We start from the raw sequence: 26,654 nt of genomic DNA on the forward strand, positions 1-26,654 counted from the left end.
ATGGCCTAACTGATAAATAAAGCGTTTTGCCAAACACAGCCCTGTTTTACCGCTTACAGAACATGGACAATGCCAGGGTCTACACCGATTAACTGTAAATCGGCGCTGGTGTTATGGGCGAAGAAAAGCTGTTGGGTGACAGCACCGTTATGGACAATATCCAACTCCACACCGGAAGGGCCGTAGGCTTTTTCATTAATGCTATCGCCGCTTAAGTCTATCAATGACAAGTTAAGGCCGCTGATGTGGGCGTTAACCACCAGCGGGATTTTCAATAAGGTCGGCTCCAGTTCTATCTGGGCGTTCTGCACCCCGCTTAAGTCCAAACCGTTAATGACATTGGCGGCGGCTTTGATGGATAGCAGATAAGGCGAACTTATGGTATCCAGCACGGCCATGCTATGGGCGGCTTGCAAGCCGCTTAGGGTCAGGGTCGGCGTTCCGGCATCGGTCAGGGTAATGCCGGACAACTTGTCCGCATGGCTGGCCAGATCATTTAGCTTGGCATAGACATGCGCGGCGGTGTCAGTGACGGCAATGGCGGTGACGTGGCTGTCAGCCGCAGCTTGGGCGACATGGGCGGCAGTTTCGCCGCTGAGACTTAAGTGATAGGCGGTGCTGATTTTGGCTAACGTCGCCGCGTCATGGGCGTATTGCTTGGCGGTAATGGCTACGGTGGCTGTGCCGCTGTCGGTGAGCGTGATGCTGTCAATTTGCCCAGTCAGCCCTTGTAGCTTGTTAAGGCTGGCAACGATATGTTGGGCTGTGTCATTGATGACGAACTGTGTGACAAAGGAAAAAGGCGGCTGTAGCTTAGGAGCCAGTACCAAAAAGTCGGTGGCATTGATAGTAATGTTACCAAAGTCAGAAAGCCATACCGCAACCAAGTGCTTACCCAAACTAACCATAGCCGCAGCATCGGCGGCAAAAGTGCTAATTGATTCCACCACGCCGACCGGTAGGGCGGTGATGCCTTCTTTGGCCAATTGGGTCGCCTCCCCTATAGAAGATAACACCATAATATGTTCTAATGGAAAAAACTCCCTGCCAGAGACTTGGGAAATGACCGTGCCATCTGACAAGATTAGCTCATTTACTTCGGCAATATTGGCGCTTATTTTAGCGGCATGGGCATTAATCGCCGCCGCACTGTCTTTAATGTTGAAATTGGAATAAACGCCACTAGTAATTTTAGGCCCTAGAACAAGAAAACTAGCGACATCGGTCTCAATGGGGCTATAGTCTGTAATGAATACGGAAGCCAGTTGCTTCCCTAGTTTGGCTAGGGTTGTCGCATTGGCGGAAATGACAGCGGCATTTTCATAAACGCCAAGCGGCACAGTGATGCCTTCCTGAGCTAACGTTATCACATCCTCTATGCCAAACGTTAATGCGTGTAGGACTTCGGTTCCTCCCAATGTGATTTGAAACACTTTCCCGTCGGGTAGGGTCAAGCCACTGACTTGATAACCAGCAACCAAATCTGCGGCATGGCTGTTAATCGCCCGCACAGTATCTTTGATGTTGAAGCCTAGGTAAGTGCCTTTGGGGGCTAAGGCTAGATAGTCGTCGACATTGGCAGTAATGGCGTTATTATCGGTAGCGGTTAGATGAGTCAGTTGTGCACCCATTTTGGCCAACGCATCCGCATTGGCGGAAATATTGGTGCTACTGTCCTGCACAAGGAAAGGGCTGGTCGAGGTTTTGGCAAACGCCAACGCGGCGGCGACAGTTAAAACAGGGGATTGTGACGGCATAAATTTCGCTCCAAGGCGTAAGGTGGCTGGGATGTTTGCACACTACCGCACGCCAACGCTTTAGGCCGGGTAATATACCGCTGCTTTGCTTAACTTAACCGTTACCGCACTTGCCTCCCCTCTAGTTGGCGGGTTCAGCAAGCATGATAAAAATCGTCAAAATGATTACACAAGGTTTGCAAGCCGTCAACCCGGCTTGCCCGCCCTATATCCCTTACAACACATGAATAATGGTAGGGTCTACCCCAAGCAACTGCAAATCGGCACTGGTATTATGGGCGAAGAAAAGCTGCCCGACGGTTGCGCCGTTATGGATAATATCCAGCTCCACACCGGATGGGCCATAAGCTGTTTCGTTAATTGTATCGCCGCTGAGGTCTATCAGCGACAGGTTAAGGCTGTTGATATGGGTGTTAACCACTAGCGGGATTTTCAATAAGGTCGGCTCCAGTTCTATCTGGGCGTTCTGCACCCCGCTTAAGTCTAAATTGTTAATGGCATTAGCGGAAGCCTTGATTGATAGCAGATAAGGTGAGCTTATGGCATCCAGCACGGCCATACTATGGGCGGCTTGCAGGCCATTCAGTGTCAGGGTCGGCGTTCCGGCATCGGTCAGGGTAATGCCGGACAGCTTGTCCGCATGGCTGGCCAGATCATTGAGCTTGGCATAGACATGAGCGGCGGTGTCGGTGACGGCAATGGCGGTGACGTGGCTGTCAGCCGCAGCTTGGGCGACATGGGCGGCGGTTTCGCCGTTGAGGCTCAAGTGGTAAGCGGTGCTGAGCTTGGCTAACGTCGCCGAGTCATGGGTGTATTGCTTGGCGGTAATGGCTAAGGTGGGTGTGCCGCTGTCGGTGAAGGTGATGCCGTCGATTTGCCCCTCCAGCGTTTGCAGTTGGTTAAGGCTGGCGGCGATATGTTGGGCCGTGTCGTTGATGGTGACATAAAGGGTATTAGAGCTATCGATCAATGCCTTAGGAACTAATGCGAAAAAGTCGGCGGTATTGATGGTAATGGGGGTCTCATCATAGATAACATTAAGAGAGACCAAGTGCTTGCCTAATTGCGCTAGCGCGTGGGCATTAACAGAGATATTGGAGCTGAAATCTTGTACATCCACCGATATGGCAGTAATGCCTTCTTGGGTTAATTTGGCCGCATTTTGGGCATCCATTTCTGTAGTCGGCCAGCCTAGCGGCGGGAAAAAATGCGAAGATTCAATAACGACCCCATCAGATAGGATTAGGCTATCAACTTGGCTGACATGGGCGGCCATTTTCGCGGCATGGGCGTTAATGTTGGCAACCGAGTCTTTGATGCTGAAATAGACATTGAAGCCCGCATTTTTCGGTGCCAACACAATAAAATCGGCAGCATTGACGGTAATGGGCTGGAAGATGTCAGAAACGACAACTGAAACCAACTGCGCCCCCATTTTTGCTAAAGTATTAGCGTTAGCGGAAATATTGTCGGCACTGTCTATTACATTGATTGGTAGCTTTATGCCCTCCTGAACTAATTTGACGGTATCCGCCGCATTAAAATACAAGGCGTGATCGCTATTTTGATTGTCACCTTGATAAACGCTGCCATCAGGCAAAGTCAGGCTGTTGATTTGATAGCTAAACGCAAGCAAATCGGCGGCATGGGCATTAATGGCCTGTACCGAATCTTCGATGTTAAAATAGGCATCGATCTTGGGTGCTAAGGCAAGAAAGTCAGCGACATTGGCGGTAATACCGTTAGTATCAGTTGCTTCGAGTTTGACAAGTTGCCCACCTATTTGCACCAGCGCATCGGCATTGGCACTAATATTGGCACTACTGTCATAAACCGCGACAGACAGCGCGGTGATACCTTCCTGATACAGTTTGATGGCATCAGCGGCATCGAAAAACGCCGGGGCAATGGGGAAAGAAAATGGCACGTTCATGGCGTGCAGTACACTGCCATCCGGTAAAATCAAGCTGCTGAATGTACCCTGTTGGTTTAGCGTGGCGGCAAAGGCATTAATGTTTTGCGGCGTATCCTTGATGTTGAAATATTCCATACGATAAGCATAAGATGCTCCTTCAACGAACGTTTTGCCTACTAAAGCAGAATATGTGGCGGCAGTCGTTGTCAAACCATCCGTATCGCTATCCAATATCTCAATAAGTTGTGAGCCTAAAGCCGCCAGCACATCGGCATTGGCGGAAATATTGACGCTGCTGTCCGAAACGGTGATCGGCAAAGAGGTAATGCCTTCGTGGGCTAGGCTTACAGCGGATTGTGCCGTTAAATCCATTGATGCGGAGTAAGGATAAACTTGTCCAAGATATGTTGCGGATAAATTGGATGGGATAACAGTACCATCTGGTAAGATTAAGCTATTGATGACGCTAAAATTAGCTGTAAATACTGTGGCATTGATTGCTGCTACCGTGTCCTTGATGTTTAAAAGCACTACGGAAGAGCCGGTGCTAGATTGGTTGAAGATTCGGTGCGTAGCTAACGCGATAAAATCGGTGGCGGTAGTATAGATAGTCGCACCGTCAGTGCTATAAATCGCGCCAAAATGCGAATTGCTCATAGCAAGCAATTTTGCCAAGCCATCTGCATTGGCTGTGATATTGGCGCTGCTATCGAAAACGTTTACGTTTATATTTACGCCTTCTGCCACCAATTTAGCGGCTTGATTTGCGCGAATGACTATCATGCCGCCACCTTTGGCGTGAGAAAATGCGATGACCGAGTTATCCGGTAAGATCAGGCTATTGATGTTGTAATACAAAGGTGCCGCAAGTGCCGAATTAATGGCTTGGCTGTTGTCTTGAATATTGAAATAAGTCTTGTGATACCAGGGTATTTTCGGGGCTAAGGCGAGAAAGTCGGCGGCATTAGTGGTGATGCCGTTGGTATCGGTATCATCAATTTCAAGCAATTGCCCCGCCAGTTTTACCAACGCATCCGCATTAGCCCCAATATTGGCGCTACTGTCCTGCACAATGAAGGGGCTGGTTGACGTTTTGGCAAACACCAACGCGTCAGCGACGGTTAAGATAGGGATAACTGAAGACATGAATTCGCTCCAAGGCATAAGATGGCTGGGATGTTTGCGCACTACCCGGAACTCAACGCTTTAAGCCGGGTAGTCTGCCGCTGCTTTGCTTAACCGTACCGCGCTTACCGCAACCGCCCAAAGTGGCTGGTTTTAAGGCTCAGTTTTAGCAAGCGGGATACAACTTTTTAAGATTATTACACGCGGTTTCGCAAGCCGTCAATTTGGCTTAGCCATTTACCTGGCCTGTGCCGCTTAGGCAAGCGACTAAAAACAACAAAAACAATTGGATAGCCGCAAGCCTACCTTAACGGACAACCTCAACCGCCTTTTCTACCCGACCATTGCCGCCCGATACTGCAAAGGCCAATCCCGATAATTAAACACCTGCCCCTGCTCCCTGACCGTCGCGATTCCGCCACCTAAAGACACCTCGGCGAACACCCATTGCACGGCGTTCAGCTCGCCTACCGCCAAGACCCCGTTATCGGGGAAGCCCCTATCGACCGGGGTGTATATGGCGGATGCGCCGATATTAATATCGACGGCTTCCGACCACGGCGCTAGACCGACTAAGCAGGACTGCACGACATAGCACTGGTTCTCTAAAGCGCGGGCTTGGCAACCGATTTTAACCCGATGATACCCCGCTAAGGTGTCGGTGCAACTGGGCACTAAAATCAATTCCGCGCCCGCTTCGGCCTGTTGCCGTGCTAAGATCGGAAACTCGCTGTCGTAGCAGATATTAACCGCCAATTTGCCATAAGGGCTGGCGAACACTTTCAGTTCGGTGCCGCTGTTGATGAACCAATGCTCGTTTTCAAAGCGCGTCATCATCAGCTTATCCTGATAGTCGATGCTGCCGTCGGCAAAAAACAAATAGGCGCGGTTACGGTATTCGCCGGACGCTTGTTTGACCGGAAACGTCCCGGCTTGGATCAGGCAACCGTACTGTTGCGCCAACGCCTTAAACAGTGCCAGAAAAGCGTCGTGCAGGGTCTGCATGGCCTCCAATTGCTTGCTCAGCGACTGATAGACCGCCTCTCCGAACAGGGAGGCCAGTTCCATGCTGGCATATTCAGGGAACAGCAGGATTTTTGCCCCCTGTTCGGCGGCATCCGCTACCCAGCGGCGGCTTTTGTCCTGATAGGCTTGCCAGTCGGCAAGAAAGCTGATGTCGTATTGGGCGGTGGCGATTTTAACGTTCATGTTTCAACCAAAAAGTCATGGGTTTGGCGGTTTCCTCGGCATCGTCCAAGTCTTTCCACAGATAGCTGGTATGCAGTTCGGGGTGTTTGACATAGCCGCGTTTGTTCCAGAAATTATCCAGCGGCACATAATTGGCGGTGCGGCGCGGATGGTCGGCAGGGCGTTCGACACAGCAGAAAGTGATATGCTTAAAGCCACCCAAATAGTCGGCATGGGCTTCGCGCTCTTCAAAAAACCGCACACCAATGCCTAGGCCGCGATAGTTTTTGTCCAGCACCGATTCGCTGCAATAAAACACCTCGGTTAAATCGTAACCGTTGTCTAAAAAAGGCCGCTGGAGTTCCGGCGTTTCGTCGCGCATCGGCAGGGCGGTAGACGCGCCGACCACTTTCTCGCCATTCAACGCTAAGACAATAACGCTGGACGGGTTATTGATATAGGTTTGCAGGTATTTTTGTTCATAGTCCAAGGTGCCGTCGTACAGATACGGGAAATCGCGGAACACTTCAATGCGCAACCGCGCCAAATCGGGGATAAAAGGGATTAACGCCGCTCCGCTGTAGCGTTGAATATGGATCTTGGGGGCCATTGCCATCCTCCTAAGCAAAACGGGCATTTTAGCCGAATTGGCGGGGATTTGCGTGGTTTGTGTTGGGATTTTGAGGGCGGAAGGCGGCCTTATGCCCCCGCCACTACCGCTTGCAATGCCGTTTTATCCAATAGCTGGCTATCCACTTTTAAATACGCCACGCCGTCATCAACGCTTAAGGTCACTTCCGCCACGCCGCTGACGGCTAGCATGGCGGCGGCTAAGTCGCTGGCTTTGGCTGCGTCCAAGCCGTCTAAGCTAATCAGCATATTGGCGAGGTAACGCGGCGGGGTCATCCGCAAGGCGACTAACAGCCAACTCAGCGCGGCGGCGGCGCAGAACAGGAACACCGCCGTTTCGCCATAAGCGCCTTTAAACCAACCGCCCACCAAGCCGCCGATGAACAGCCCCATAAATTGGCAACTGGAATACGCGCCCATCGCCGTGCCTTTTAAATCGGCGGGGGCGGTTTTTGATACTAACGACGGTAAAGTCGCTTCCAATAAGTTAAAGCCGCAGAAAAACAGCCCTAAGCAAGCGATAATGGCGGGCAAGCTCCCCGCCGTTTGCGACAAACCCAGTTCGGCCAGCAAAATGACGCTAATCGCCCCTAAAAACACCGCTTTCATTTTACGCTTTTTTTCCGCCAAGATGATAAACGGCACGACCAAGCCCATCGATAAGACGAACACGGGCAGGTAGACCTGCCATTCGTGTCCGGCGGCGAGGCCGACGTTGCGCATATCGGTGGGGATAACGACAAATATCGCCATTAAAATCATGTGCAGGATGAAAATGCCGTAATCCAAACGCAATAAATCGGGATTTTTTAAAGCTTGGAACATTTGCGCGGGGACGAATTCGGCATCACGGTGCAGTTTTAGGCGGTTGGGGTTAGGCACGACCCAAATCAGTGTCAGCATCGCCAGCACGGTCAGGGCGGCGGTTGCCCAAAACACGGTTTGGACACCGCCAAAATGGGCGATGATAGGCCCTACGACAATGCCTACGCCGAACGACAGGCCGATGCTGATGCCGATAGTCGCCATCGCCTTAGTGCGGTGGACTTCTTGGGTGAGGTCGGCGACCAGCGCCATGACCGCCGAGGAAATCGCCCCCGCACCTTGGAAGGCACGGCCCACTAATACGCCTTGGATGGTGCTGGACAGGGCGGCGATAACGCTGCCGATCAAGAACAGCAGCAAGCCGAACACAATCACTTTTTTCCGGCCTATACGGTCGGACAGCAAACCGAACGGGATTTGTAGCAAGACTTGCGGCAAGCCGTAAATGCTCATCGCCAAGCCGAGCAAGGCGGGGGTGGTGCCTTCCAACTGTTGGGCGAACAAGGACAATACGGGCAAGATCATAAACAAGCCGAGCATCCGCAGGGCGTAAATACCCGCTAGCGAGAATGTCGCATAGCGTTCTGAGGCGGTCATGGGGCTGGTTATATCTTGTACGGTATTCAAGACTTGGGTCTCCTAGGCAAACAGGGAAGGGCTGCGGCGCTGATTATATCCGCACATGATAGGGGCTATAGTGGCCTTGGGCAAGCCTTGATGGGCGGCGATTAGGACTATCGGCATTACTGGAGCCGCTGCTTATTCGGCTACACTGGGGGTTTGCGCCAATTCGTCAGCCAGTAAGCCGAACAACCGCCCGGTCGCCCCTTGGTTAGCTTGGACAAAGGCCAGAGCTTGGGCGATTAGGGCATCTTTATAGTCAGGGCGGTTGTAGACCGCCAAAATGGCCGCACCAATATCGGCAACGGTTTGGCATTGCACGGCGGCATTATGCGCCAAGATACCCTTGGCAACGGCTTTAAAGTTTGCCATATACGGGCCAAACAGCACGGGCACGCCCACGGCGGCGGCTTCCAAGACATTATGCCCACCGACGGGAACAAGGCTACCGCCGACTAGGGCGACATCCGCCGCCGCATAAAACAGTTTCAGCTCGCCTAAGGTATCAACGACATACACATCGGTAGCGGCGCTGCAAGCTTGGCCGGATGTGCGGCTTAGCCACGTCAACCCCTGTTGTTGGCACAGCGGCCCGATCTCGCTAAAGCGTTCGGGGTGGCGCGGGGCGATCAGCAACAGCAGTTCGGGCAAATGTTGCTTGAGTTGCCGATACAGCGGCAAGACTAGGGCCTCTTCACCCTGATGGCTGCTTGCCAGTAACCAGACAAAGCGATCGGCAAATAAGCGGATTTTTAAGTGTTGGCCTTGGCTGCGCAGGTCGGCGGCAATTTCGGTATCGAATTTCACATTACCGAGCGTCCGCACCGGGCAAGTCGCACCAATGGCAAGAAAACGGGTGCTGTCTTCGGCGGATTGGCTGGCAATACAGGTGATATGCGCCAGCGTCGGGCGGATTAAAGACGGCACACGTCGGTAAGCCCGCGCCGAACGTTCCGATAAACGGGCGTTGACCAAGTATAAGGGGATGCCTTGTTGCCCGCAGTGGGCAAAGAGATTGGGCCAGATTTCGGTTTCCATGATGACCGCCAGCTTAGGCTGGAAACAGCGTGTAAAGCGGTGCAAGACATCCGGCAAATCATAAGGCAAATAAACATGGCTGACCCGATCTTGCAGAGCGGCTTTAACCCGTGCCGAGCCGGTCGGGGTGGTGGTGGTGATTAGCAGATGTTCTTGCGGATACTCGCTCAGTAAGCGTTTGACCAGCGGCAGCAAAGCCTCGGTCTCACCGACCGAAACCGCGTGCAGCCAAATGACCGGATGGGGATAGCGGTGGCGGTAGAACGCCAGCCGTTCCTGCCAACGCTCGCGGTAAGCGGGGGCTTTAATGCCCCGCCACGCCAAGCGCAACAAAATAGCGGGCAACAGCAGATAAAACAGGCAGGTATAAAGGATACGCATAACCGCAGCTAGCTCAATAAATGGGATAACCCTTGGACAAGACCGCTCTTATGGCGTTAAAGCCCCTATACCCAGAAGCTATTGGCCAGACAGGGCGATGCACTTGCGTGACCACGCCCTGCCCTAGCCGGATTTTACGCTTCGGCGACGATTTTAATCGTCATGGTGACGACGACATCAGTGTGGACTGACACATCAATATCAAACTCGCCGATGTGGCGGATCGTACCGTGTGGCAAACGCACTTCATGCTTGCCGACCACAATGCCTTGCGCGGTAATGGCTTCGGCAATGTTGTGGGTGCCGATAGAACCGAACAGACGGCCTTCGTCGCCGGCTTTGTGGGCAATGACGATTTCCAGCTTGCCCAGTGCGGCGGCGCGGGCTTGGGCGGCCAGCAATTTTTCGGCGGCGGCTTTTTCCAACTCGGCGCGGCGGCCTTCAAATTCGGCGATTTTGTTGGTGGTCGCAGGGGTGGCTTTGCCTTGTGGGATCAGATAATTTCTGCCGTAACCCGCTTTAATGGTGACTTTATCGCCCAGATTACCCAGGTTCGCTACTTTCTCAAGAAGAATGACTTCCATCTTATAATACCTCGTGTGTGGGGGGTGGCCCCATGATTTACGCTTTTGGCGTAGTGTGTTTAGATTGATGTTTGCGTAAGTTCAGCCACGCATCAGCCAAGCCGACCACCGCCGCCAATAAAATGGCATGGGGTATCAGGAACAAGGTGATATAGAGCATGGGTACGGTAAAACGTGCCAGTTTCATGCCTGCAAACAGGGCGTGCAGTACGGCCGTGCCGACGATGCCGTACAGGACGAGCAGCAGGACGGAAATATTCCAAGCCGCTTCCGACAGTACGCCGGATGACGCTTGTGCCGCCGCAATGACCAGTAAGCTGGCCGCCGCAAAACGGGTCGGCATCCGCAATGCCAGGTATTCGGTCTTAAAACCGCCCGGATTGTACAGGTTGGCTTGCCACCAACGCCCCAAAAACAAGCCGAACAACAGGCTAAAAACCGAACCCGTCGCCACGATGCCTGTCATGTAATGGGAGATGATGGCGGCGGTGTGCTTAAAGTCGGCAATAGGTGCATCAGGCGGCAAGTTGGCAGGATCCATCATGCGCCCGAACACCGTCAACCAAGTCGCCGAGATGTCAGGATTGAATACATAACAGCCCGCCACCGCCAAAGCCCCCAGCAGGACGGCGATTTCCACCGCCACCGATAACTGGCGGCCTTCGCGCAGGATAATGCCGATCAGCCAGACGGGCAGCCAGAGCGCCAGCACATAGAGCAAGGCGAATTGGAAATCGCCAAACAAGCCCCAGCCCAATAGCCCGGCAACCAAACTGGAGCAACCCAGCACATACAGGCCTTCGGTCGCACCCCGCCGCAACGTGACTAACGCCACCGAAGCTGAGCTTACGATACTCACGGGCGGGAACAACAGCGACAACAACGCTAAGGACGAGGCCACAGCCATGGCTTGTACCCTGCCCCGCATAATGTAAGCCGCCAGAAAGTTCATCGCCCGCCAATCCGGTTATTTGTGTGCGTCGCAGAACGGCAACAAGGCGATAAAGCGTGCGCGTTTAATGGCGACACACAGTTCCCGTTGATATTTGGCCGTGGTGCCGGTGATGCGGCTAGGGACAATTTTGCCTGTTTCGGTAATGTAATCGCTTAACAAGTCCAGGTCTTTATAGTCGATTTGGGCGCCTTCTTCGGAGAAGCGGCAGAATTTTTTGCGTCTGATGTTACGAGCCATAATACGTCTCTACTAAAATAGTTAATGTTTATTCAGAAATGCTTTCGTTGGCATCGAACTCTTCGTCGTCGTCCAAATCGTCAGCCAGGGCCAAAGCTTCTTTCGCAGCGGCTTCTTTCGCTTTAGATTCGGCCTGTTTGTTGCCTTCGGCAGTGGCGATGGCAATCGGAGAAGGCGAAGTGACCGCATGTTTTTGCAACAGGGTCATGCTACGCAAAATGGCATCGTTAAAACGGAAGCCGCTTTCCAGTTCGTCCAGCGTCGGCTGGTCGCACTCGACATTCATCAGGACATAATGGGCTTTGTGGATTTTTTTGATAGGATACGCCAAATGTCTGCGGCCCCAATCTTCCAAACGGTGGATAGTCCCGTTAGCGCCTTCAATGGTCGCTTTATAACGTTCGACCATTGCGGGCACTTGCGCACTTTGGTCAGGATGGACTAAAAAGATAATTTCATAATGTCGCATTAGTTTTCCTTTCGGGTAAAGCCTTCCCTTAAGATTACCTAAGGGTAAAGCAAGGAGGAGCGAACGGCTCCGTTGAACTGCCCATTATAAAGTTTTTTCCCTTATCAACAAAGCATTATCTATACCATTGAAAGATAAGTTGGCAAAAACCGAAAACAATAGGGCTGTTGTGGATATTGGTGCTTGACAAAAAATCTGCATAGTAGAAACTAAAACAGTTTTAGTAACCTAAGAGAACCTTCTTTGAACGAAATGCCCCTTAGTATGCTGTTAGGCGTACTTCTCCTCATGCTGATCCTGTCCGCTTTCTTTTCAGGTTCGGAAACGTCCTTAATGACCCTTAACCGTTACCGTTTAAGGCATTTGGTCAAACTTAAGCATCCGGGCGCAATAAAAACCCACCAATTGCTTAAGCGTCCTGACCGCCTGATCGGCCTGATTTTACTCTGCAATAATTTCGTCAACACCTTTGCCGCCTCCATCACCACCATTTTAGCTATCCGGCTATTTCCCCAAGAAGAATCCAGCATCGCCATTGGTGCGGGGGTTTTGACGCTGGTCATGCTGATTTTTTCCGAAGTGACACCCAAAACCTTAGCGGCGATAAAACCGGAACTGTTGGCCTTTCCGGCCGCGTGGATTTACGAGCCCTTATTAAAAATACTCTACCCGGTAGTCTGGTTCGTCAATATCTTTGTCAACTTGCTGCTGCGGATGGTTGGGGTTGATGTCAACAAAAACACCCCCGACTCGCTTAACCGTGACGAACTGAAAAGCATCATCACCGAGGCCGAAAGCCTGATGCCGCCGCGTTACCAAAAAATGCTCTTAGGCATTTTGGATTTGGAATCGGCAACGGTTGAAGACATCATGACCCCGCGCAACGAAATTGTCGGCATTGACCTTGAAGATCCGTTAGAAGAAATTGTCGGCCAAATCAAAGACAGCCCGCACACCCAACTGGCGGTGTATAAAAAAAGCATTGACCGCATCATCGGCTTCTTACACCTGCGCAAAGTCCTGATTGAGGTTAACCAGCCGTATTTTGACAAGCAAACTATCATTAATTTGCTCAGTCAACCGGTTTTTATCCCGGAAAACACGCCTGTGCATACCCAGATGCTGAATTTTAAGAAAGAAAAAATCCGCATTGGTTTGGTGGTTGACGAATATGGCGATGTCCAAGGCCTGGTGACGTTAGATGACCTGTTGCAGGAAATCGTCGGCGAACTGATCACCGATGAGGTGGCCGCCGCCCAACCGCAGCATGACGGCAGTTATCTGGTCGATGCCGGTATCACCATCAGGGAGCTCAACCGCGTCACCCAATGGGCGTTACCGACCGAAGGCCCGAAAACCTTAAATGGCCTGATTATTGAGGTGATGGAGACTATCCCTGAACCCGGCACCAGTATCGACCTGCACGGTTACCAATTGGAGGTGATAAAACGCAATAAAAACACGGTCAAATTGGTGAAATTTTTGCCTAGAAAATAATAGTCGGCACAAAGTGGAAAATTCACTGTTTAATAGTGTATTTTCTTGAATAGTTGAAAAAATACCGTCTATAATTAAAGTCAATTCAGGCTAAATATACCAGACCAATGGCAAAGCTTACCGTTTTCTTTAAATATAAGGCAATCGACTCGTTCTTGTTCGAAACAGGCGTAGTCCATATTGGCCGAGACGAGACCAACGACCTGACTATCGACAGTCTGGCAGTGGCTCCTGCCCACGCCGCCATCATCAGCCGCGATAACGGCGGCAGCACTATCAAGCAATTAAACGAAAATTTTCCGCTGATCGTTAATGGCCAAAAAGTCAAAGAATGCGACCTGAACCATAACGACACCATCACGCTAGGTAAGCATGACATTATCTATAGCATTACGGAAACGTCCGAGCCGGACACGACAGACGAAAACCATTACGATTATTCTAATGCCCATGTCGGTGGCTTTGATGCCGATGACGGCTTTGTGACCCTGCCCCCCGCCAATCTTCAGGTGATGAGCGGGACTAGCATCGGCAAAGTGCTGCCGCTTAAAAAAGCCATGACCCGCTTGGGTAATACGGGCAGCGGCGTGGTGGTCATTTCCAAGCGTCGGGACGGCTACTACGTTTCGGCTTTGGAGGCCAAGGGTCTGTTAACCCTCAATAACCAGCCGCTAGGCAACCATTATATGAAACTGAACAACAATGATGTGCTTGTCGTCAACCAAACGTCCTTGCTGTTTTTCTTGGGTTAAACCAAGTCACCGAGAATATCCAAGGCTTCCGCCAAGGTCGATACCGGATAGACCTGCAATTGTGCCAGCTTCTGCTTGGGCGCATTGGCCTTAGGCACCACTGCTTTTTTAAAGCCATGCTTGGCGGCATCGTTCAGCCGCGCATGGCCATTCGCGACCGGGCGGATTTCACCGCTCAGGCCAATTTCGCCAAAAAACAGCACATCATGCGGGATCACCTTATTTTTTAGGCTGGACACCACGCTCATCACAATCGCCAAATCCGAACCCGTTTCGCTAACCTTAATGCCGCCCACCACATTGGCATAAATCTCGTCTTGGGCGGTCATAATATTGCCGTGCCGCGCCAACACCGCCAACAGCATCGCCAGACGGTTCTGGTCAAACCCCACCGCTAAGCGGCGCGGGTTGCCGTATTGGCAATCAGTCACCAACGCTTGTATCTCCACCAGTAAAGGCCGTGTGCCTTCCCATAACACCGTTACGACACTGCCGGAGGCGGGCGTTTCGGCGCGGTTTAAAAACATCGCCGAGGGGTTTTTCACTTCCTTAAGACCGCTGCTGTCCATCGCAAAAAAGCCCAACTCGCCGACACTGCCGAAACGGTTTTTATCGGCGCGTAACACCCGGTAACGGGCATCATCGGTAGAACCGAGCATCACCTGGGTGTCGACGATATGGCTTAAGGTCATGGGGCCGGCCAAGGACTGGTCTTTAGTGACATGGCCGACCATGAAAATGCTCACTTGCTGGCGTTTCGCGTATTGGGTCAGATAACTGGCCGACTCGCGCACCTGCGACACCGAACCGGGTGCGGACTCGGCATCTTGGGTGTGCATCACCTGAATAGAGTCTATCACCAAAATCTGCGGCTTCACCTCGTCCATCACCTCACAGATACGCTGCACCGACGTTTCCGCCAGCATCATAATCTGGTTGGCAGGCAATTTTAGCCGCCGCGCCCGTTCGGCAATCTGCTGCAAAGACTCCTCACCCGACACATACAACACCCGGATGCCCCGATCAGCGATATTGGCAATGGCCTGAAGCAATAAGGTGCTTTTGCCCGCCCCCGGCGCACCGCCAATCAGCACCACACTACCCAATACAATGCCGCCGCCCAACACCCGGTCAAACTCGGTAATACCGGTAAGGATGCGCTCGGTTTGCGCCAAATCGACATCCGATAACAGCTTGACTGTCGAGATGCTGCCCGCATAGCCCATCGCTCGGTTGCCATGTTCTTTCGGCGCGGCGCTTAAACGCACTTCCTTAATGGTGTTCCATTCCCCACAACTGGTGCATTGCCCACCCCAGCGCGGATAATCCGCGCCGCATTGGTCACAGACAAACGCGGTTTTGATTTTTTTACTCATAGGATCAACCCGGCATAGCCATCTTGATAACTGGCATAGCGGAAAGCATAGCCCAAGGCTTTCAGGCGGGCATTCCGGCAGCGCTTATTGGCATCCGCGTCCGCAGCAGCAATCTTGGCGATAGGGACTGGGCTGTTTTGCCGCGCCGCTAGCCAAGACACCACCTCCCAGAGCGGTGCGGGGTCGTCGTCGCTGGCGAGATAACACGGCTGCAAAGGGGTTTTTGCTAACCACAGGCCAAACAAAAACGCCAACACCCCGACACAATCCTCCTGATGGATACGGTTAGTGAAATACGCGGGTTGTTGTTGGATGGCTGGAGTTTGTCGCGCCATGCGCAACAAATGCTCACGCCCGGGCCCGTAAATGCCGGAAAAACGCACCACGATATGGCTGGGGTTCGCCGTCCATAGCGTTTGTTCGGCTTGGCGGATTAGTTGCGCCGTTATCACGGCCGGCTCAGCGGGCGAGTCTTCGTCCACCCATTCGCCTTGGCTTTGCGCGTAGACGCTGGTAGAGGAGACAAAAAACCACTGCTGGCGGTTAAACTTTGCCAAGACATGCTGAAGGCCATCGACATAAAGGCTCCGATAGCCTTGCTCGGAACGCCCTCCGGCGGCGACGATAAAAAACACCACATCCACTGTTATATCTAACGCGTCGATAGCCGCCGCTGAGGTAATGTCGGCAGCGATATAATGTATACCGTCGCTGTGGCTGGGCGGCTGGCGTTTCAAGCCTGTGACGGTATGGCCTTGGCGGCTTAGCACAGCCGCCAAGGCGGAACCGACAGCGCCGCAGCCGATAATAAGGATGTTTGCCATAGTGGGGTTTTTAAGTGGGGTTATTGAAAATAGCCAAGGTTGGCCGATATTTTATCGCCTGTACAGGTAAATTTAACGCCTGGGTGTGGATATTTTTTGCATGGCGACAAAGCTGCCCAAAAACAGGGGGTAAGGTTATCTTGAGAAAGCTTGGCGATGGGGCTGACAATAGCATAAGAATGGTAATGGGTGAGGCCACATAACAGCTAGGGATGATGAAGGCAACGACGGAATATATACTTCAAACGGCCAAGTTTTCGGTTTTTTGGTAGGGTACAGCGTACCCTACGGTGAATTGTAAAAGCCAAATACTTGGCCGTTCACAGTATAGTAGACTGAAAGAGATGTTCAGGTGTGAAAAATCGGAAGATATGGAACGTTGGCAACATTACAAACTGACAGGCTACGCCGTACCGCATGAAGCCGTTGACGTATGGCTGGGGTCATGGGGGTAGTGACAGCGAATTGCCAAAGCCAAACTCATTTGGCTTCCCGCCCGCTGGCCGCTTACCTATGAAAAGACAGCCGGAACGGCGGCACGACCCTTTGATTGATTGGCCAGCACCGCTAAGGTTAAACAGCCACCGACCAAAAGCGCTTGGATTGCCTCGATGTCTAGCCTAACGCTAAAGCCATCGATTATTGCCGACTGGTAATGATAATATCTAAATTTGTTGAATCACTATTAAGGTTGTTTTTCATGTCAACTGAAAAATACAGACTTTCTCCTTTGCGCATCACTATATTGTGCGCTGAAAACGCCGCGCCTTCGCCGTTATCTAATGTGCCGGACTTTATGACGGTAGCGTCTTTATTTTTGAGTGACCAGTTAATGCCATCGCCAACGCCACTGATATAATCAATGTCGGAAACCCTGCCCATAATATTAACTTTCCCATTTATTGGACTTTTCCATCTTAGAATCACTGGAATATTCAGGCCTGGATGTAAAAGAGGAATCCCTTGTGTGTGGGTCGTTAAGCGATAGGTAAAGGTTTTTTTTGCTATTCCAACAACAGGGTATGTCCCATTAGCATCGGTTTCTCGCCAACAATGTAGCAAAGGGGTATTAACGAAACAAGGTGAATAATATTGCGGCAATAACGTGTAGTTAGCGGGTTGGTCGATACCAGAAGTATTTTGCATGAATGCCCATACGCCTGTTGGATTGGTGGTGATGCCTATCATCATGTCTCGTGACAGATTCCATGATAGGGCTTTTCCAGCAGTTGCCGTGTTGCAAAAGGTTAATGCTAATACGCCTGCCATACCTAAAAATTTTAACATTGCCTGTATCCTAAATTTAAAAGCCCAACGTGAGGTAGGCCGCTTAATTGACGCAAGCTATTGCGGCATCCGATTGTCTATCGTTTTTCAAAGATATAAAATTGCTTTCCTTTTATAAGTTTAGCAGAATTTGGCACATCCTATCCGTTTACTATGCCATCGTTGAGTGTTGCCTGCGCCAAGCCCCTCCACACCTTAATCATATCCTTTGCTGCCAGCCTGTCCGGCCACTGTGTGATATGCCGCTTTTTTGTGTGATATGCCTTAAGGCAAGGCCGTTAAAAGGCCAATAAGCCTTATTTAACGGCTATTTATCAAACACAAATAAACCCTATTATGCGAATTTCATGCCAAAAATAGCGGCATTTTGCCGCGTGACAAAATGCCACATTTTCAAGGGAGCGGACTCGCTTTACACTTTGCCGCAACTGTTGCTCAACACGGTTACCTTCCTTCCTCTCGACAATGCGGACAACTTCTTTGTCCGCATTCTTTTTTTAACCGAGGTTCTATCAATGAATCGTAGCTATCTGGCAAAACGTACCGCCCAACCCATAGATGTGCAAGAACTGAGCAGAAAAACCGCCATCCATGAAGCAGGTCATGCGGCGGCGATTTATTTCGGCAATAAACACCAGCAGTTGCCCCCCGTCTGCTTCCAAATCCTCATTTCCGGCTTAAACCACCCGCCCAGCCAGCATAGGGCCCTGACCACGCCCTGGATTGCCAGAGTCGACGGTGGCCGCTTAATCCATACCCTGCCGTCGTCAGTGACGGAAGCCACCCGTGGCTTTTCCCATCACCAAAAACAAGCCTACCTGAAAGCGTTTGATGCCGATATCGTCAATTTGCTGGTCGGGCCATTGGCGGAAGCCAATTATATCGCCTTGCGTGATGACGAAATCATTAACTCCCGGCTCGTAAATATCAATGCCTTACACCATTATGGCGGGGCGGCGGATTTATGGTTGGTGGAAGAATATCTGACTTGTTTAGGGCTGGATGCGCAAGCGCGGACGAAAAAGATTGACGCGCTGTTCGGGGCGGCTTTTACATTTATTAACGAGCGCGGGTATTGGCGGGCGATTATCCGCTTGGCTAACCATATTCTGGCCAACCGCCACTATACCATCGATTATTCGGCAATTGCAGCGGTGCTGGACGGTAGCGGCGGACTGCGCCAACAAGCGGCTTGACCGGATGAGTTAACCAGACAACGTTTCCAACGTAAACGCCGCGACCGGTTTGTTAAAGCAGCAGCGGTCAGGGCACTGGATAGCCACTGAGGCAAAGGCGTTGTCAATAAAGGCGCGGTTGGCCGGATTGACCTGAAACCAATCTTGGTTCAGCAAAACATGGTTATGCTCGCGGTAAATGCTATGGTACAAGGTCAGGGCTTCGGCGAAGCAGCCGAACACCACTTGTGGCGACAAGTTGAGCATCCGTGATGAAATGCCGCCTAACACATAGCTTAATAACGGCGAATGGGCGTTACCGGCATCTTGGCGGATCACCCACGTTTGGCACTGTTGGTAAGTCGCTTCGTCCAAATTGGCGGGTTCGGCGACATCAACCACCAACAACTTGCGGTTATGTTGCCTTAACGCGTTGATGCTGGCGCGGGTCAGGCGGGTATCGGCATTGTGGGTACAGGCAATCACGACATCGACACGGCCTACAGCATCCATCGTATCGGCGATTGCTATCGGGTAATGCGCCGCCATGTCCGCCAAGGCTTTTTTGTTCGCGCCGAAACCGACGACATCAAACTGGCGCTGGGTTAAATGCGCGGTGACGGCCTCCCCCAAAATCCCATAACAGCCTAACACTAACACCCTGGCGTTACTGTTGTTAAGACCTGACTTTGCCAAGGCATTATCGACATCTTGGCATAACAAAGTCGCCGTGCCGTTATCGCCAATGGTAAACAGCAAATCGGGGAAGCGTTGTTTTAATTCGTGCCCGTCCCGACCAAACAGGCGCTTGGTTGACGCGGCCAGTAAAATGACTTTCGCGCCGCGTTTTTGCGCCCAGATGACGGCATCAATAAAAATGCTTTTGGCGCGTTGCCGCCCTTCTTTGGTCATCAGCTCTTCGGCCGTGACCGCAATGCCGCGCACTTGCCCCGCCACCCCATTTAAATAAATCCGCGCACCATTGGAATGCCCCGATGTTGGCCAGTTATCGCCCCAAAATACCTGGCCTTCGGCCTCGTCACGGATATTGGTGATAATCGCCACATCTATCGGCGGTTGTCCCGATAACCAACGGTACCAGCCCCGATAATCAAACATTACCAATGCGATACGCCATAATCCTGCCAAATACGTTGCCAACATGGTTTAACCCCTATCAAAAATTTTACAGGGCTCCAGTGTAAAAGTTGGCGGGGCGGGTAACAATAAGGTGATTTCCGTAATTTGATGGGGGAGGTAGGGATAGGTATAACGATGAGCGGTGGTTTGTCAGGCAAGAAACAGCCCGCCCGACAAACCCACTTTAAGCTGAGGGCAATAGCCTTACGGGGCTTTTTTCCCCGCCGGGGCAGCGGGAGCGGCGGGTGTGCCGCTCAGTTGGATGTCCGCTTTGTTTTTCTCGATGGTTTTCTCGCCAATGCCGTTGACGTTCGTCAGTTCTTCCACGGCTTTAAACGGGCCTTTTTCGGTGCGGTATTTGACAATCGCCTCGGCTTTTTTCAGGCCTATGCCTTTTAGGGAGTCGGCGATGGTTTGGGCATCGGCGGTATTGATGTTAACGGGGGCGGCAAAGGCGGCGGGGGCTAAGGCCAAACAGCCCAGCCAAAACAACAGGGTTAATTTTTTCATAGTTGCCTCTCAAACGGTCAATAAAAGGGTTGGGGATAGGTGGTAATTACTGCGAATACCCCATGAGAAAGTGTAGCAACATACTATGACAATACAACCCGTGTTTTGATATTTATAGGCGAGTCGGCAAAAAATCAGGCTCAAAACGTTGCCCGGTACCTGACAGGTTAGGTCAGGCGTGGGTTAAAGCCCTCGGCAAAGCCTAAAGACCATTGCCCTCCACCGCTAGCCCAACTCACTGACATACTGCTTAAACGCCGCCCCGGCCTGTTCGGTGACCAGTTTCGGTACTAAATAGCCGGGCAGGGCGGTTTGTAGGGCGTGGAGCAGTTGCAGGGCTTCCGCTTTGCCGACTTCAAAATGTGCCGCACCGTGGACTTTATCCAATAAATGCAGGTAATAGGGGATAACCCCCAAGCTGAACAGATCTTCGCTGAGCTGGCAGAGCACAGCGGCATTGTCGTTAACGCCTTTTAACAGCACGGCTTGGTTAAAAACGGTGATGCCGTGGTGTTTTAGGCGGTGCAGGGCGGCGGCGGTACGGGGGTTCAGTTCGTTGGGATGGTTGCAATGCACCACCAGCACCAAGGTTTTGCCGCTGTTGGCCAGAATGTCCAGCAAGGTGTCGGTGATCCGTGCGGGCAAGACGATAGGCAGGCGGCTGTGGATGCGGATACGTTTAACCGTTTCAATTTGGCTAAGTTGTCGGCACAAGGCCGCCAGTTGCGTGTCGTTTAGCAGCAAGGGGTCGCCGCCGCTTAAAATCACTTCGCTGATGCTGGGGTCTGCGGCGATGTAGGCTAAGGCCGCCTGTTGCTTTTGTTTGCCCAGTTGTACATCAGCGTAGGGGAAGTTGCGGCGGAAGCAGTAGCGGCAATTGATGGCGCAAGTCCCCGTGTTAATCAGCAGTACCCGCCCGTGGTATTTGTGCAATACGCCGATTTCGGCCAGGGCGGGCAAATCGCCGACCGGGTCGGTGGTAAAGCCCGGCACGGCCAGTAGCTCGTCGGCGATAGGCAGCACTTGCCGCAGTAAGGGGTCGTGGGGGTTGCCTTTTTCCATGCTGGCGGCAAAGCTTAACGGCACGCGCAAAGCAAAGCTTTGTGGCCCGGTCAGGGCGGCGGGCAATTGCCCTGGCGGTAGCTGTAGGTAAGCGCACAGGTCTTCGGTGCGGGTAAAGGCTCCGCTGAGTTGTTGTTGCCAGTTTTGGGCAAAATGTGCGGTCTCGTCGGCGTATTCGGTCATGGCTGGGGTATTTAAAGTTTCTCTGGAGGGTTGCCTCCATTATAATGGGCAACTTTTAATTATTGTGTCACACTGAGGATAAAATGGCTGTTTATAGCACTAATGAGTTTAAAGCCGGGTTAAAAATCATGCTCGATAATGACCCTTGCGCAATCATTGAAAATGAGTTTGTCAAACCGGGTAAGGGTCAGGCGTTTAACCGCGTTAGAATCAGAAACTTAAAAACAGGCCGGGTGATTGAGCGCACCTTTAAATCGGGCGAGTCGCTGGAAGGCGCGGATGTAGTTGATGTGGAAATGCAATATCTGTATAACGATGGCGAATATCGCCATTTTATGGTGCAAGATACCTTTGAGCAATATCAGGCCGATGCCAAAATCGTCGGCGATGCCGGTTTATGGCTGAAAGACCAAGATTTTTGCTTCGTGACCTTATGGAATGACGCACCGTTAGCGGTGACACCGTCTAACTTTGTCGAGTTGGAAATTGTCGAAACCGATCCGGGTGTGCGCGGCGATACCTCCGGCGGCGGCGGTAAACCGGCTAAACTGACCACTGGGGCTGTGGTGCGTGTGCCGCTGTTTGTGCAAATCGGCGAGGTGATTAAGGTCGATACCCGCACCGGGGAATATATTTCCCGCGTTAAAGACTAAATGCAGGCGGATTGGCAACCTTCCTGTAGCGTGGCGGCACTGCAACGCCGCGCCCGCTTGTTGCAGGACATTCGGGCGTTTTTCCACGCCCGCGCGGTGCTGGAAGTGGAAACGCCGTTATTGGGGCATTGCACGGGTACTGACCCGCAATTGGCTTTTTTTAGCACCAACTATCATAGCCCGCCCTTACGGCAGACCTTGTATTTGCAAACGTCGCCGGAGTTTGCCATGAAACGCTTGTTGGCGGCGGGTAGCGGTTCGATTTACCAGATAGGTAAGGCCTTTAGGAACGGTGAGGCCGGACGCTTCCATAATCCCGAATTTACCCTATTGGAATGGTATCGGGTGGGCTTTACCCTGGACGATTTAATGGCCGAAGTGGCGGACTTGTTCGCCGTGCTATTTGCCGACCAAGGCTTGCAGCCGCCGCAACGGCACAGTTATCAGGCGGTGTTCCGCGCCCATACGGGTTTGGACGCGCTGCAATTTAACTCTGCCGACTATTGCGCTTATGCGGTGGCGAACGGCTTGCCGGAAGCGGTGGCTTTATGTGGTGAAGACCATGTATTGTGGTTGGATATGTTGTTCAGCCATAAGGTGCAGCCGTTTTTGGGCGCTCAAGGCTTATGTATGGTCTACGCCTATCCGGCCTGCCAGTCGTCTTTGGCGCGTCCTAGCCCCGATAATCCGTTAACGGTCGAGCGGGTCGAACTGTTTATGCGCGGCGTTGAGTTGGGTAACGGTTATTATGAACTGACCGATGCCGACGAGCAGGCACGGCGCTTTAATAAGGAAATTCAACAACGGCAGGAACAAAACCTCCCCGCCGTTATCGAAGACTCACGTTTGCTGGCGGCATTAGCGGCAGGCCTGCCCGATTGTGCCGGCATCGCCATGGGTTTGGACAGGGTATTATTGTTGCTGTCAGGCACAGCGACGGCACTCAGCGAGACGCTGAGCTTTGCTGTTGACAGAGCGTAAGGTCTTTTCAATTCTTACTGTGCTATAATCCCGACCAGCCCCCTATTCACTAAAATTGTTTTACTTTTCGCTGTTTACATGAAATTACATCCTTTTTCTCGCTGGTTATTGCTAGGCTTGCTTGTTTCCCAGGCGGTTAAAAGTGACGGAGAATTCGTTGTCAGTGATATTAAAGTCACCGGTCTGCAACGTATTTCGCTCGGAACAGTGTATAACTACCTACCCGTTAATGTCGGCGAACGCTTTTCCCAAGAAAAAGTCGCCCCTGCCATTCGGGCTTTATTTAAGACCGGGTTTTTTAAGGACATCACCTTAGAAAGGCAGGGCAACACCTTGATGGTTAAGGTGATCGAGCGGCCCTCCATTGCCAAAATCATTTTTGAAGGCAATAAGGATTTGTCCAAAGACGATTTAAAAAAGGCCTTGGATAAGATCGGTTTGTCGGAAGGGAAAATTTTTGACCGCCAAGTGTTGGATAAGGTCGAACAGGAACTTAACCGCCAATACCTTAGCCACGGCAAATACGGTTTGAAAATCAAGACCGAGGTCGCGAACCTGACGCGTAACCGGGTCGGCATTACCATTAACATTTCCGAAGGCAAGGTCGCCAAGATCAAGCAAATCAATATTGTCGGCAACCAAGCCTTTGACGACAAAACTCTGCTGGGCACCATTGAACTCAGCACCAGCAACTGGCTGTCGTTTTACAGCAAAGATGACCAATATTCTAAGCAAAAGCTGGCGGCGGACTTAGAAACTTTGCGCTCCTATTATTTGGACCGCGGCTATATCAATTTTGCCATTGAATCGACGCAAGTCGCCATTACCCCTGATAAAAAAGATATTTATGTCACCATAAACGTCAAGGAAGGCGCGGTTTACACAGTAGAAAAGGTTAAACTGGCGGGTAATCTGATTGCCCCACCGGAAGAGTTGATCAAATTAGTCGGCATAGGGCCGGGGGAAGTGTTCTCCCGCAAAAGCGCCACCGAAACCTCTAAAGCCATTTCTGACCGCCTAGGCAACGACGGCTATGCCTTCGCCAACGTCAATATGGTCCCGGACGTTAACGAAGCGAACAAGACCGTGGATATGACGTTTTTCGTCGATCCGGGCAAGCGGGCTTATGTCCATCAGATTAATATGAGCGGCAACACCAAAACCCGCGATGAAGTGTTGCGGCGGGAAATGCGCCAAATGGAATCCAGTTGGGCTTCCAGCGCTAAGATTGAGCGCTCAAAAACCCGTTTGGAACGCTTGGGCTATTTTGAGTCAGTCAATGTCGAAACCCCGCCCGTGGTCGGCACCAACGACCAAATTGATGTCAATTTTGGCGTGACCGAAAAAGCGTCGGGTAACTTGTCGGCGGGGGTGGGCTTTTCGCAGGTGCAGGGGATTGTCTTTAACGCCAACATTTCCCAAGACAACGTGTTCGGTTCGGGTAAACGGGTTAACATCGGCTTTAATAACAGTTCCTATCTGACCAGTTACCAATTGGGCTTTTTTAACCCCTATTTTACCAAAGACGGGGTCAGCGTCGGTTATACGGCGGGCTATACCAAGCGGAACGCCGGACAAATTAATATTGCCAACTATTCGACCGAGGTGTTGAATGCGGGCATGGATTTCGGTATCCCGTTAAATGAGTTCGACCAAGTGCGCTTCGGTTTGGAAGGCAAGCACACCCAGTTGAGCACCACGGTGTATTCGTCGCAACAAATCAGCAGTTTTATCAATAATCAAGGCAATAGCTTTTTAACCGTATCGCCGACTTTAAGCTGGACACACGATACCTTAAACCGGGCGATTTTCCCCAGCAAGGGTGGGCAACAGCGTTTAACAGGCCTGATTACGGCACCCGGCAGTGATTTGGAATATTATAAGGTCGGCTATAAGCACCAATTGTATTTCCCGTTGGCGAAAGATTTTACCTTCAGGATACAGGCGGAAGCGGCTTATGGTCATGGCTACGGCAAAACCAGCGCCCTGCCGTTTTTTGAAAACTATTACGGCGGCGGTACCGGTTCGGTGCGCGGCTACCGCAACAACTCCTTAGGACCGCGCGACTCCAATGGCTATCCGTTGGGCGGTTCGAGCAAAATTATCGGCAACGCCGAGCTGTTTTTCCCCGTACCGTTCTTATCCGATGTCAAATCGGTGCGCTTAGGGGCGTTTATGGATGCAGGAACCATCAGCAATGCCTTTACGGTCAATAATCTGAAATATGCGGCAGGCCTGTCCGGCGAATGGCTATCGCCGTTTGGGGCCTTATCGATCAGTGTCGCGCAGCCCTTAAAGACCGGCACGACCACCTACATCGACAACAACGGCAATGCGGTGCAAGTACAAGACCAAAGCCAATTGTTCCAATTTAACTTCGGGCAAAATTTCTAGCCTTAGGTCTTGGGATTTGCTTTGCTTATCCCCTATAATTGAACCACCTACCGTTAACAGAACTTACTATTTAATGAATTGGAGATTGATTTAACAATGAAAAACAAAATCGGATTATTTTTGGGCGTGTTACTGGCGGCAAATGCCAATGTCAGCTTTGCGGAGCTAAAAATTGGCGTAGTTAATATTCCGGCGATTTTGGAAAAATCCCCGATGGTCGAAAAGGCCAGAAAACGTATGGAAATGGAATTTTCCTCACGCGAACACCAGTTGTCCTCGCTGATGAAAGACATCCAAAGCAAAGAAGAAAAAATGACTCGGGACGCTGCCATCATGAGCGATTCCGAACGCTCGAACATGGAAAAAGACCTGATGAACAAAAAGCGCGATGCCAAGCGTTCGCAACAGGAATTCAGCGAAGACATTAACGCCCGCCGCAATGAAGAACTGGCCAAATTCCAACGCCGGATTGTTGAAGCCATCCAAGCCATTGCCAAAGAGCAAAACTTTGATTTAGTGCTGCATGATGGGGTCAGCTATGCCAGCGACAAAATTGATGTGACCTCGCAAGTCCAGCAAAAACTGTCTTCCATGCCCGATTGATCACCCGTTACCCGTATCACTAACCCCTAGATAAAAGCACCTTCATCATGTCTATCAAATTAGATATTTTACAAATACAAGAATTTTTACCACACCGCTATCCCTTTCTCCTTGTCGATAAAGTGGTGGAGTGTATACCTGGGGTTAGTTTGCTCGGCGTTAAAAATGTCACTTACAACGAACCGTTTTTCCAAGGCCACTTTCCGCAAAAACCGATTATGCCCGGTGTCCTGATCCTTGAGGCGATGGCGCAGGCCACCGGTTTGTTAGCATCGGAAACCGCCGGTGATGAACTGGAAGGCATGATCTATTATCTGGTCGGTATTGATAAGGCCAAGTTCAAGCGTCCGGTCGTACCTGGCGACCAATTGATGCTGCATGTCAACTTTGTCAAAAGCAAACGCAATATCTGGGCGTTTGATTGCCACTCTGAGGTGGATGGCGAATTTGTCGCCAGTGCCGAAATCCGCTGTGCTGCTGTGGTGGACTGAC

Annotated in this window: 24 protein-coding genes; 8 read left to right on the top strand and 16 right to left on the bottom strand. The window is 51.5% G+C overall.

Annotated elements, in window-relative coordinates; all coding sequences use genetic code 11:
* Positions 1-53: 53 nt before the first annotated feature.
* The 10 genes from AADEFJLK_RS08060 to rpsF all read right to left on the bottom strand — a co-directional run bounded on the left by AADEFJLK_RS08060 (position 54) and on the right by rpsF (position 11,725).
* Positions 54-1,757 carry a hypothetical protein gene (locus AADEFJLK_RS08060; protein ID WP_103973903.1) on the bottom strand — a complete coding sequence of 568 codons (1,704 nt, stop codon included), beginning with the start codon at positions 1,755-1,757 and terminating at the stop codon, positions 54-56.
* A gap of 214 nt (positions 1,758-1,971) precedes the next feature.
* The gene (locus AADEFJLK_RS08065; protein ID WP_103973904.1) at positions 1,972-4,818 is read right to left on the bottom strand and encodes a hypothetical protein; all 2,847 of its coding nucleotides are present in this window, start codon (positions 4,816-4,818) and stop codon (positions 1,972-1,974) included.
* 312 nt (positions 4,819-5,130) lie between these two features.
* On the bottom strand, positions 5,131-6,006 hold the full coding sequence (locus AADEFJLK_RS08070) for a carbon-nitrogen hydrolase family protein (protein ID WP_103973905.1): 876 nt from the start codon (positions 6,004-6,006) through the stop codon (positions 5,131-5,133).
* Positions 5,996-6,595 carry a GNAT family N-acetyltransferase gene (locus tag AADEFJLK_RS08075; RefSeq protein ID WP_103974157.1) on the bottom strand — a complete coding sequence of 200 codons (600 nt, stop codon included), beginning with the start codon at positions 6,593-6,595 and terminating at the stop codon, positions 5,996-5,998. Before AADEFJLK_RS08075 ends, AADEFJLK_RS08070 begins: the two co-directional genes overlap by 11 nt.
* Positions 6,596-6,684: 89 nt before the next feature.
* Positions 6,685-8,067 (bottom strand): MFS transporter, encoded by a 1,383-nt coding sequence (locus AADEFJLK_RS08080; RefSeq protein ID WP_249028002.1) that lies wholly within the window; start codon positions 8,065-8,067, stop codon positions 6,685-6,687.
* Between the two features lie 132 nt (positions 8,068-8,199).
* On the bottom strand, positions 8,200-9,480 hold the full coding sequence (gene waaA / locus AADEFJLK_RS08085; protein WP_103973907.1) for a lipid IV(A) 3-deoxy-D-manno-octulosonic acid transferase: 1,281 nt from the start codon (positions 9,478-9,480) through the stop codon (positions 8,200-8,202).
* Positions 9,481-9,614: 134 nt separating this feature from the next.
* Positions 9,615-10,064, bottom strand: coding sequence for a 50S ribosomal protein L9 (gene rplI / locus AADEFJLK_RS08090; protein ID WP_088620152.1), 450 nt, complete (start codon positions 10,062-10,064; stop codon positions 9,615-9,617).
* A gap of 37 nt (positions 10,065-10,101) precedes the next feature.
* The gene (locus AADEFJLK_RS08095; protein WP_249028003.1) at positions 10,102-10,971 is read right to left on the bottom strand and encodes a DUF2232 domain-containing protein; all 870 of its coding nucleotides are present in this window, start codon (positions 10,969-10,971) and stop codon (positions 10,102-10,104) included.
* 60 nt (positions 10,972-11,031) lie between these two features.
* The gene (gene rpsR, locus AADEFJLK_RS08100) at positions 11,032-11,256 is read right to left on the bottom strand and encodes a 30S ribosomal protein S18 (protein ID WP_088620150.1); all 225 of its coding nucleotides are present in this window, start codon (positions 11,254-11,256) and stop codon (positions 11,032-11,034) included.
* 28 nt (positions 11,257-11,284) lie between these two features.
* Positions 11,285-11,725 (bottom strand): 30S ribosomal protein S6, encoded by a 441-nt coding sequence (rpsF, locus tag AADEFJLK_RS08105; protein ID WP_088620149.1) that lies wholly within the window; start codon positions 11,723-11,725, stop codon positions 11,285-11,287.
* A 243-nt stretch (positions 11,726-11,968) separates the two neighbouring features.
* Between rpsF and AADEFJLK_RS08110 the strand changes: the two genes are divergently transcribed.
* Both AADEFJLK_RS08110 and AADEFJLK_RS08115 read left to right on the top strand, forming a co-directional pair.
* Positions 11,969-13,222, top strand: a complete 1,254-nt coding sequence (locus tag AADEFJLK_RS08110; RefSeq protein WP_232463657.1) for an HlyC/CorC family transporter — start codon at positions 11,969-11,971, stop codon at positions 13,220-13,222.
* A 107-nt stretch (positions 13,223-13,329) separates the two neighbouring features.
* A complete protein-coding gene (locus AADEFJLK_RS08115; protein WP_088620147.1) occupies positions 13,330-13,974 on the top strand; it encodes an FHA domain-containing protein in 645 nt (214 codons plus the stop codon).
* Here the strand turns inward: AADEFJLK_RS08115 and radA are convergent.
* The 3 genes from radA to AADEFJLK_RS23890 all read right to left on the bottom strand — a co-directional run bounded on the left by radA (position 13,971) and on the right by AADEFJLK_RS23890 (position 17,461).
* Entirely contained in the window at positions 13,971-15,350 is a 1,380-nt protein-coding gene (gene radA, locus AADEFJLK_RS08120; protein WP_088620146.1) for a DNA repair protein RadA, read from the bottom strand. The two genes, AADEFJLK_RS08115 and radA, sit on opposite strands and share 4 nt — an antisense overlap.
* On the bottom strand, positions 15,347-16,174 hold the full coding sequence (locus AADEFJLK_RS08125) for an NAD-dependent epimerase/dehydratase family protein (protein ID WP_103973909.1): 828 nt from the start codon (positions 16,172-16,174) through the stop codon (positions 15,347-15,349). Before AADEFJLK_RS08125 ends, radA begins: the two co-directional genes overlap by 4 nt.
* A 639-nt stretch (positions 16,175-16,813) precedes the next feature.
* Complete coding sequence (locus AADEFJLK_RS23890; RefSeq protein ID WP_146054538.1) at positions 16,814-17,461, bottom strand: hypothetical protein; 648 nt, start codon at positions 17,459-17,461, stop codon at positions 16,814-16,816.
* A 515-nt stretch (positions 17,462-17,976) separates the two neighbouring features.
* On the opposite strand from AADEFJLK_RS23890, the gene AADEFJLK_RS08135 reads away from it, so the two are divergent.
* Positions 17,977-18,657, top strand: a complete 681-nt coding sequence (locus tag AADEFJLK_RS08135; protein ID WP_103973910.1) for a hypothetical protein — start codon at positions 17,977-17,979, stop codon at positions 18,655-18,657.
* Positions 18,658-18,666: 9 nt separating this feature from the next.
* On the opposite strand, the gene AADEFJLK_RS08140 is transcribed toward AADEFJLK_RS08135, so the two are convergent.
* The 3 genes from AADEFJLK_RS08140 to epmB form a co-directional block, all read right to left on the bottom strand.
* Complete coding sequence (locus AADEFJLK_RS08140; protein ID WP_088620142.1) at positions 18,667-19,800, bottom strand: hypothetical protein; 1,134 nt, start codon at positions 19,798-19,800, stop codon at positions 18,667-18,669.
* A gap of 180 nt (positions 19,801-19,980) precedes the next feature.
* On the bottom strand, positions 19,981-20,286 hold the full coding sequence (locus AADEFJLK_RS08145) for a ComEA family DNA-binding protein (RefSeq protein WP_103973911.1): 306 nt from the start codon (positions 20,284-20,286) through the stop codon (positions 19,981-19,983).
* Between the two features lie 225 nt (positions 20,287-20,511).
* Positions 20,512-21,531 carry an EF-P beta-lysylation protein EpmB gene (epmB, locus tag AADEFJLK_RS08150; protein WP_103973912.1) on the bottom strand — a complete coding sequence of 340 codons (1,020 nt, stop codon included), beginning with the start codon at positions 21,529-21,531 and terminating at the stop codon, positions 20,512-20,514.
* Positions 21,532-21,614: 83 nt separating this feature from the next.
* Between epmB and efp the strand changes: the two genes are divergently transcribed.
* From efp to fabZ, 5 genes are all read left to right on the top strand, one after another.
* On the top strand, positions 21,615-22,184 hold the full coding sequence (efp, locus tag AADEFJLK_RS08155; RefSeq protein WP_088620138.1) for an elongation factor P: 570 nt from the start codon (positions 21,615-21,617) through the stop codon (positions 22,182-22,184).
* Positions 22,185-23,165, top strand: coding sequence for an EF-P lysine aminoacylase EpmA (gene epmA / locus AADEFJLK_RS08160; protein ID WP_103973913.1), 981 nt, complete (start codon positions 22,185-22,187; stop codon positions 23,163-23,165). It abuts the gene before it with no gap.
* 78 nt (positions 23,166-23,243) lie between these two features.
* The gene (gene bamA, locus AADEFJLK_RS08165; protein ID WP_088620136.1) at positions 23,244-25,559 is read left to right on the top strand and encodes an outer membrane protein assembly factor BamA; all 2,316 of its coding nucleotides are present in this window, start codon (positions 23,244-23,246) and stop codon (positions 25,557-25,559) included.
* Between the two features lie 96 nt (positions 25,560-25,655).
* Positions 25,656-26,162 carry an OmpH/Skp family outer membrane protein gene (locus tag AADEFJLK_RS08170; protein ID WP_088620135.1) on the top strand — a complete coding sequence of 169 codons (507 nt, stop codon included), beginning with the start codon at positions 25,656-25,658 and terminating at the stop codon, positions 26,160-26,162.
* Positions 26,163-26,209: 47 nt separating this feature from the next.
* Positions 26,210-26,653, top strand: a complete 444-nt coding sequence (fabZ, locus tag AADEFJLK_RS08175; protein WP_088620134.1) for a 3-hydroxyacyl-ACP dehydratase FabZ — start codon at positions 26,210-26,212, stop codon at positions 26,651-26,653.
* The last annotated feature ends 1 nt before the right edge of the window (position 26,654 follow it).

The sequence above is a fragment of the Methylovulum psychrotolerans genome (assembly GCF_002923755.1).
Classification (GTDB): Bacteria; Pseudomonadota; Gammaproteobacteria; order Methylococcales; family Methylomonadaceae; genus Methylovulum; species Methylovulum psychrotolerans.

Excerpts from the sequence above, each read along its gene's own strand:
- AADEFJLK_RS08060 (WP_103973903.1), bottom strand. The coding sequence starts at position 1,757 with ATGCCGTCACAATCCCCTGTTTTAACTGTCGCCGCCGCGTTGGCGTTT.
- AADEFJLK_RS08065 (WP_103973904.1), bottom strand. The coding sequence starts at position 4,818 with ATGTCTTCAGTTATCCCTATCTTAACCGTCGCTGACGCGTTGGTGTTT.
- AADEFJLK_RS08070 (WP_103973905.1), bottom strand. The coding sequence starts at position 6,006 with ATGAACGTTAAAATCGCCACCGCCCAATACGACATCAGCTTTCTTGCC.
- AADEFJLK_RS08075 (WP_103974157.1), bottom strand. The coding sequence starts at position 6,595 with ATGGCCCCCAAGATCCATATTCAACGCTACAGCGGAGCGGCGTTAATC.
- waaA (WP_103973907.1), bottom strand. The coding sequence starts at position 9,480 with ATGCGTATCCTTTATACCTGCCTGTTTTATCTGCTGTTGCCCGCTATT.
- rplI (WP_088620152.1), bottom strand. The coding sequence starts at position 10,064 with ATGGAAGTCATTCTTCTTGAGAAAGTAGCGAACCTGGGTAATCTGGGC.
- AADEFJLK_RS08095 (WP_249028003.1), bottom strand. The coding sequence starts at position 10,971 with ATGGCTGTGGCCTCGTCCTTAGCGTTGTTGTCGCTGTTGTTCCCGCCC.
- rpsR (WP_088620150.1), bottom strand. The coding sequence starts at position 11,256 with ATGGCTCGTAACATCAGACGCAAAAAATTCTGCCGCTTCTCCGAAGAA.
- rpsF (WP_088620149.1), bottom strand. The coding sequence starts at position 11,725 with ATGCGACATTATGAAATTATCTTTTTAGTCCATCCTGACCAAAGTGCG.
- AADEFJLK_RS08115 (WP_088620147.1), top strand. The coding sequence starts at position 13,330 with ATGGCAAAGCTTACCGTTTTCTTTAAATATAAGGCAATCGACTCGTTC.
- radA (WP_088620146.1), bottom strand. The coding sequence starts at position 15,350 with ATGAGTAAAAAAATCAAAACCGCGTTTGTCTGTGACCAATGCGGCGCG.
- AADEFJLK_RS08125 (WP_103973909.1), bottom strand. The coding sequence starts at position 16,174 with ATGGCAAACATCCTTATTATCGGCTGCGGCGCTGTCGGTTCCGCCTTG.
- AADEFJLK_RS23890 (WP_146054538.1), bottom strand. The coding sequence starts at position 17,461 with ATGTTAAAATTTTTAGGTATGGCAGGCGTATTAGCATTAACCTTTTGC.
- AADEFJLK_RS08135 (WP_103973910.1), top strand. The coding sequence starts at position 17,977 with ATGAATCGTAGCTATCTGGCAAAACGTACCGCCCAACCCATAGATGTG.
- AADEFJLK_RS08140 (WP_088620142.1), bottom strand. The coding sequence starts at position 19,800 with ATGTTGGCAACGTATTTGGCAGGATTATGGCGTATCGCATTGGTAATG.
- AADEFJLK_RS08145 (WP_103973911.1), bottom strand. The coding sequence starts at position 20,286 with ATGAAAAAATTAACCCTGTTGTTTTGGCTGGGCTGTTTGGCCTTAGCC.
- epmB (WP_103973912.1), bottom strand. The coding sequence starts at position 21,531 with ATGACCGAATACGCCGACGAGACCGCACATTTTGCCCAAAACTGGCAA.
- efp (WP_088620138.1), top strand. The coding sequence starts at position 21,615 with ATGGCTGTTTATAGCACTAATGAGTTTAAAGCCGGGTTAAAAATCATG.
- epmA (WP_103973913.1), top strand. The coding sequence starts at position 22,185 with ATGCAGGCGGATTGGCAACCTTCCTGTAGCGTGGCGGCACTGCAACGC.
- bamA (WP_088620136.1), top strand. The coding sequence starts at position 23,244 with ATGAAATTACATCCTTTTTCTCGCTGGTTATTGCTAGGCTTGCTTGTT.
- AADEFJLK_RS08170 (WP_088620135.1), top strand. The coding sequence starts at position 25,656 with ATGAAAAACAAAATCGGATTATTTTTGGGCGTGTTACTGGCGGCAAAT.
- fabZ (WP_088620134.1), top strand. The coding sequence starts at position 26,210 with ATGTCTATCAAATTAGATATTTTACAAATACAAGAATTTTTACCACAC.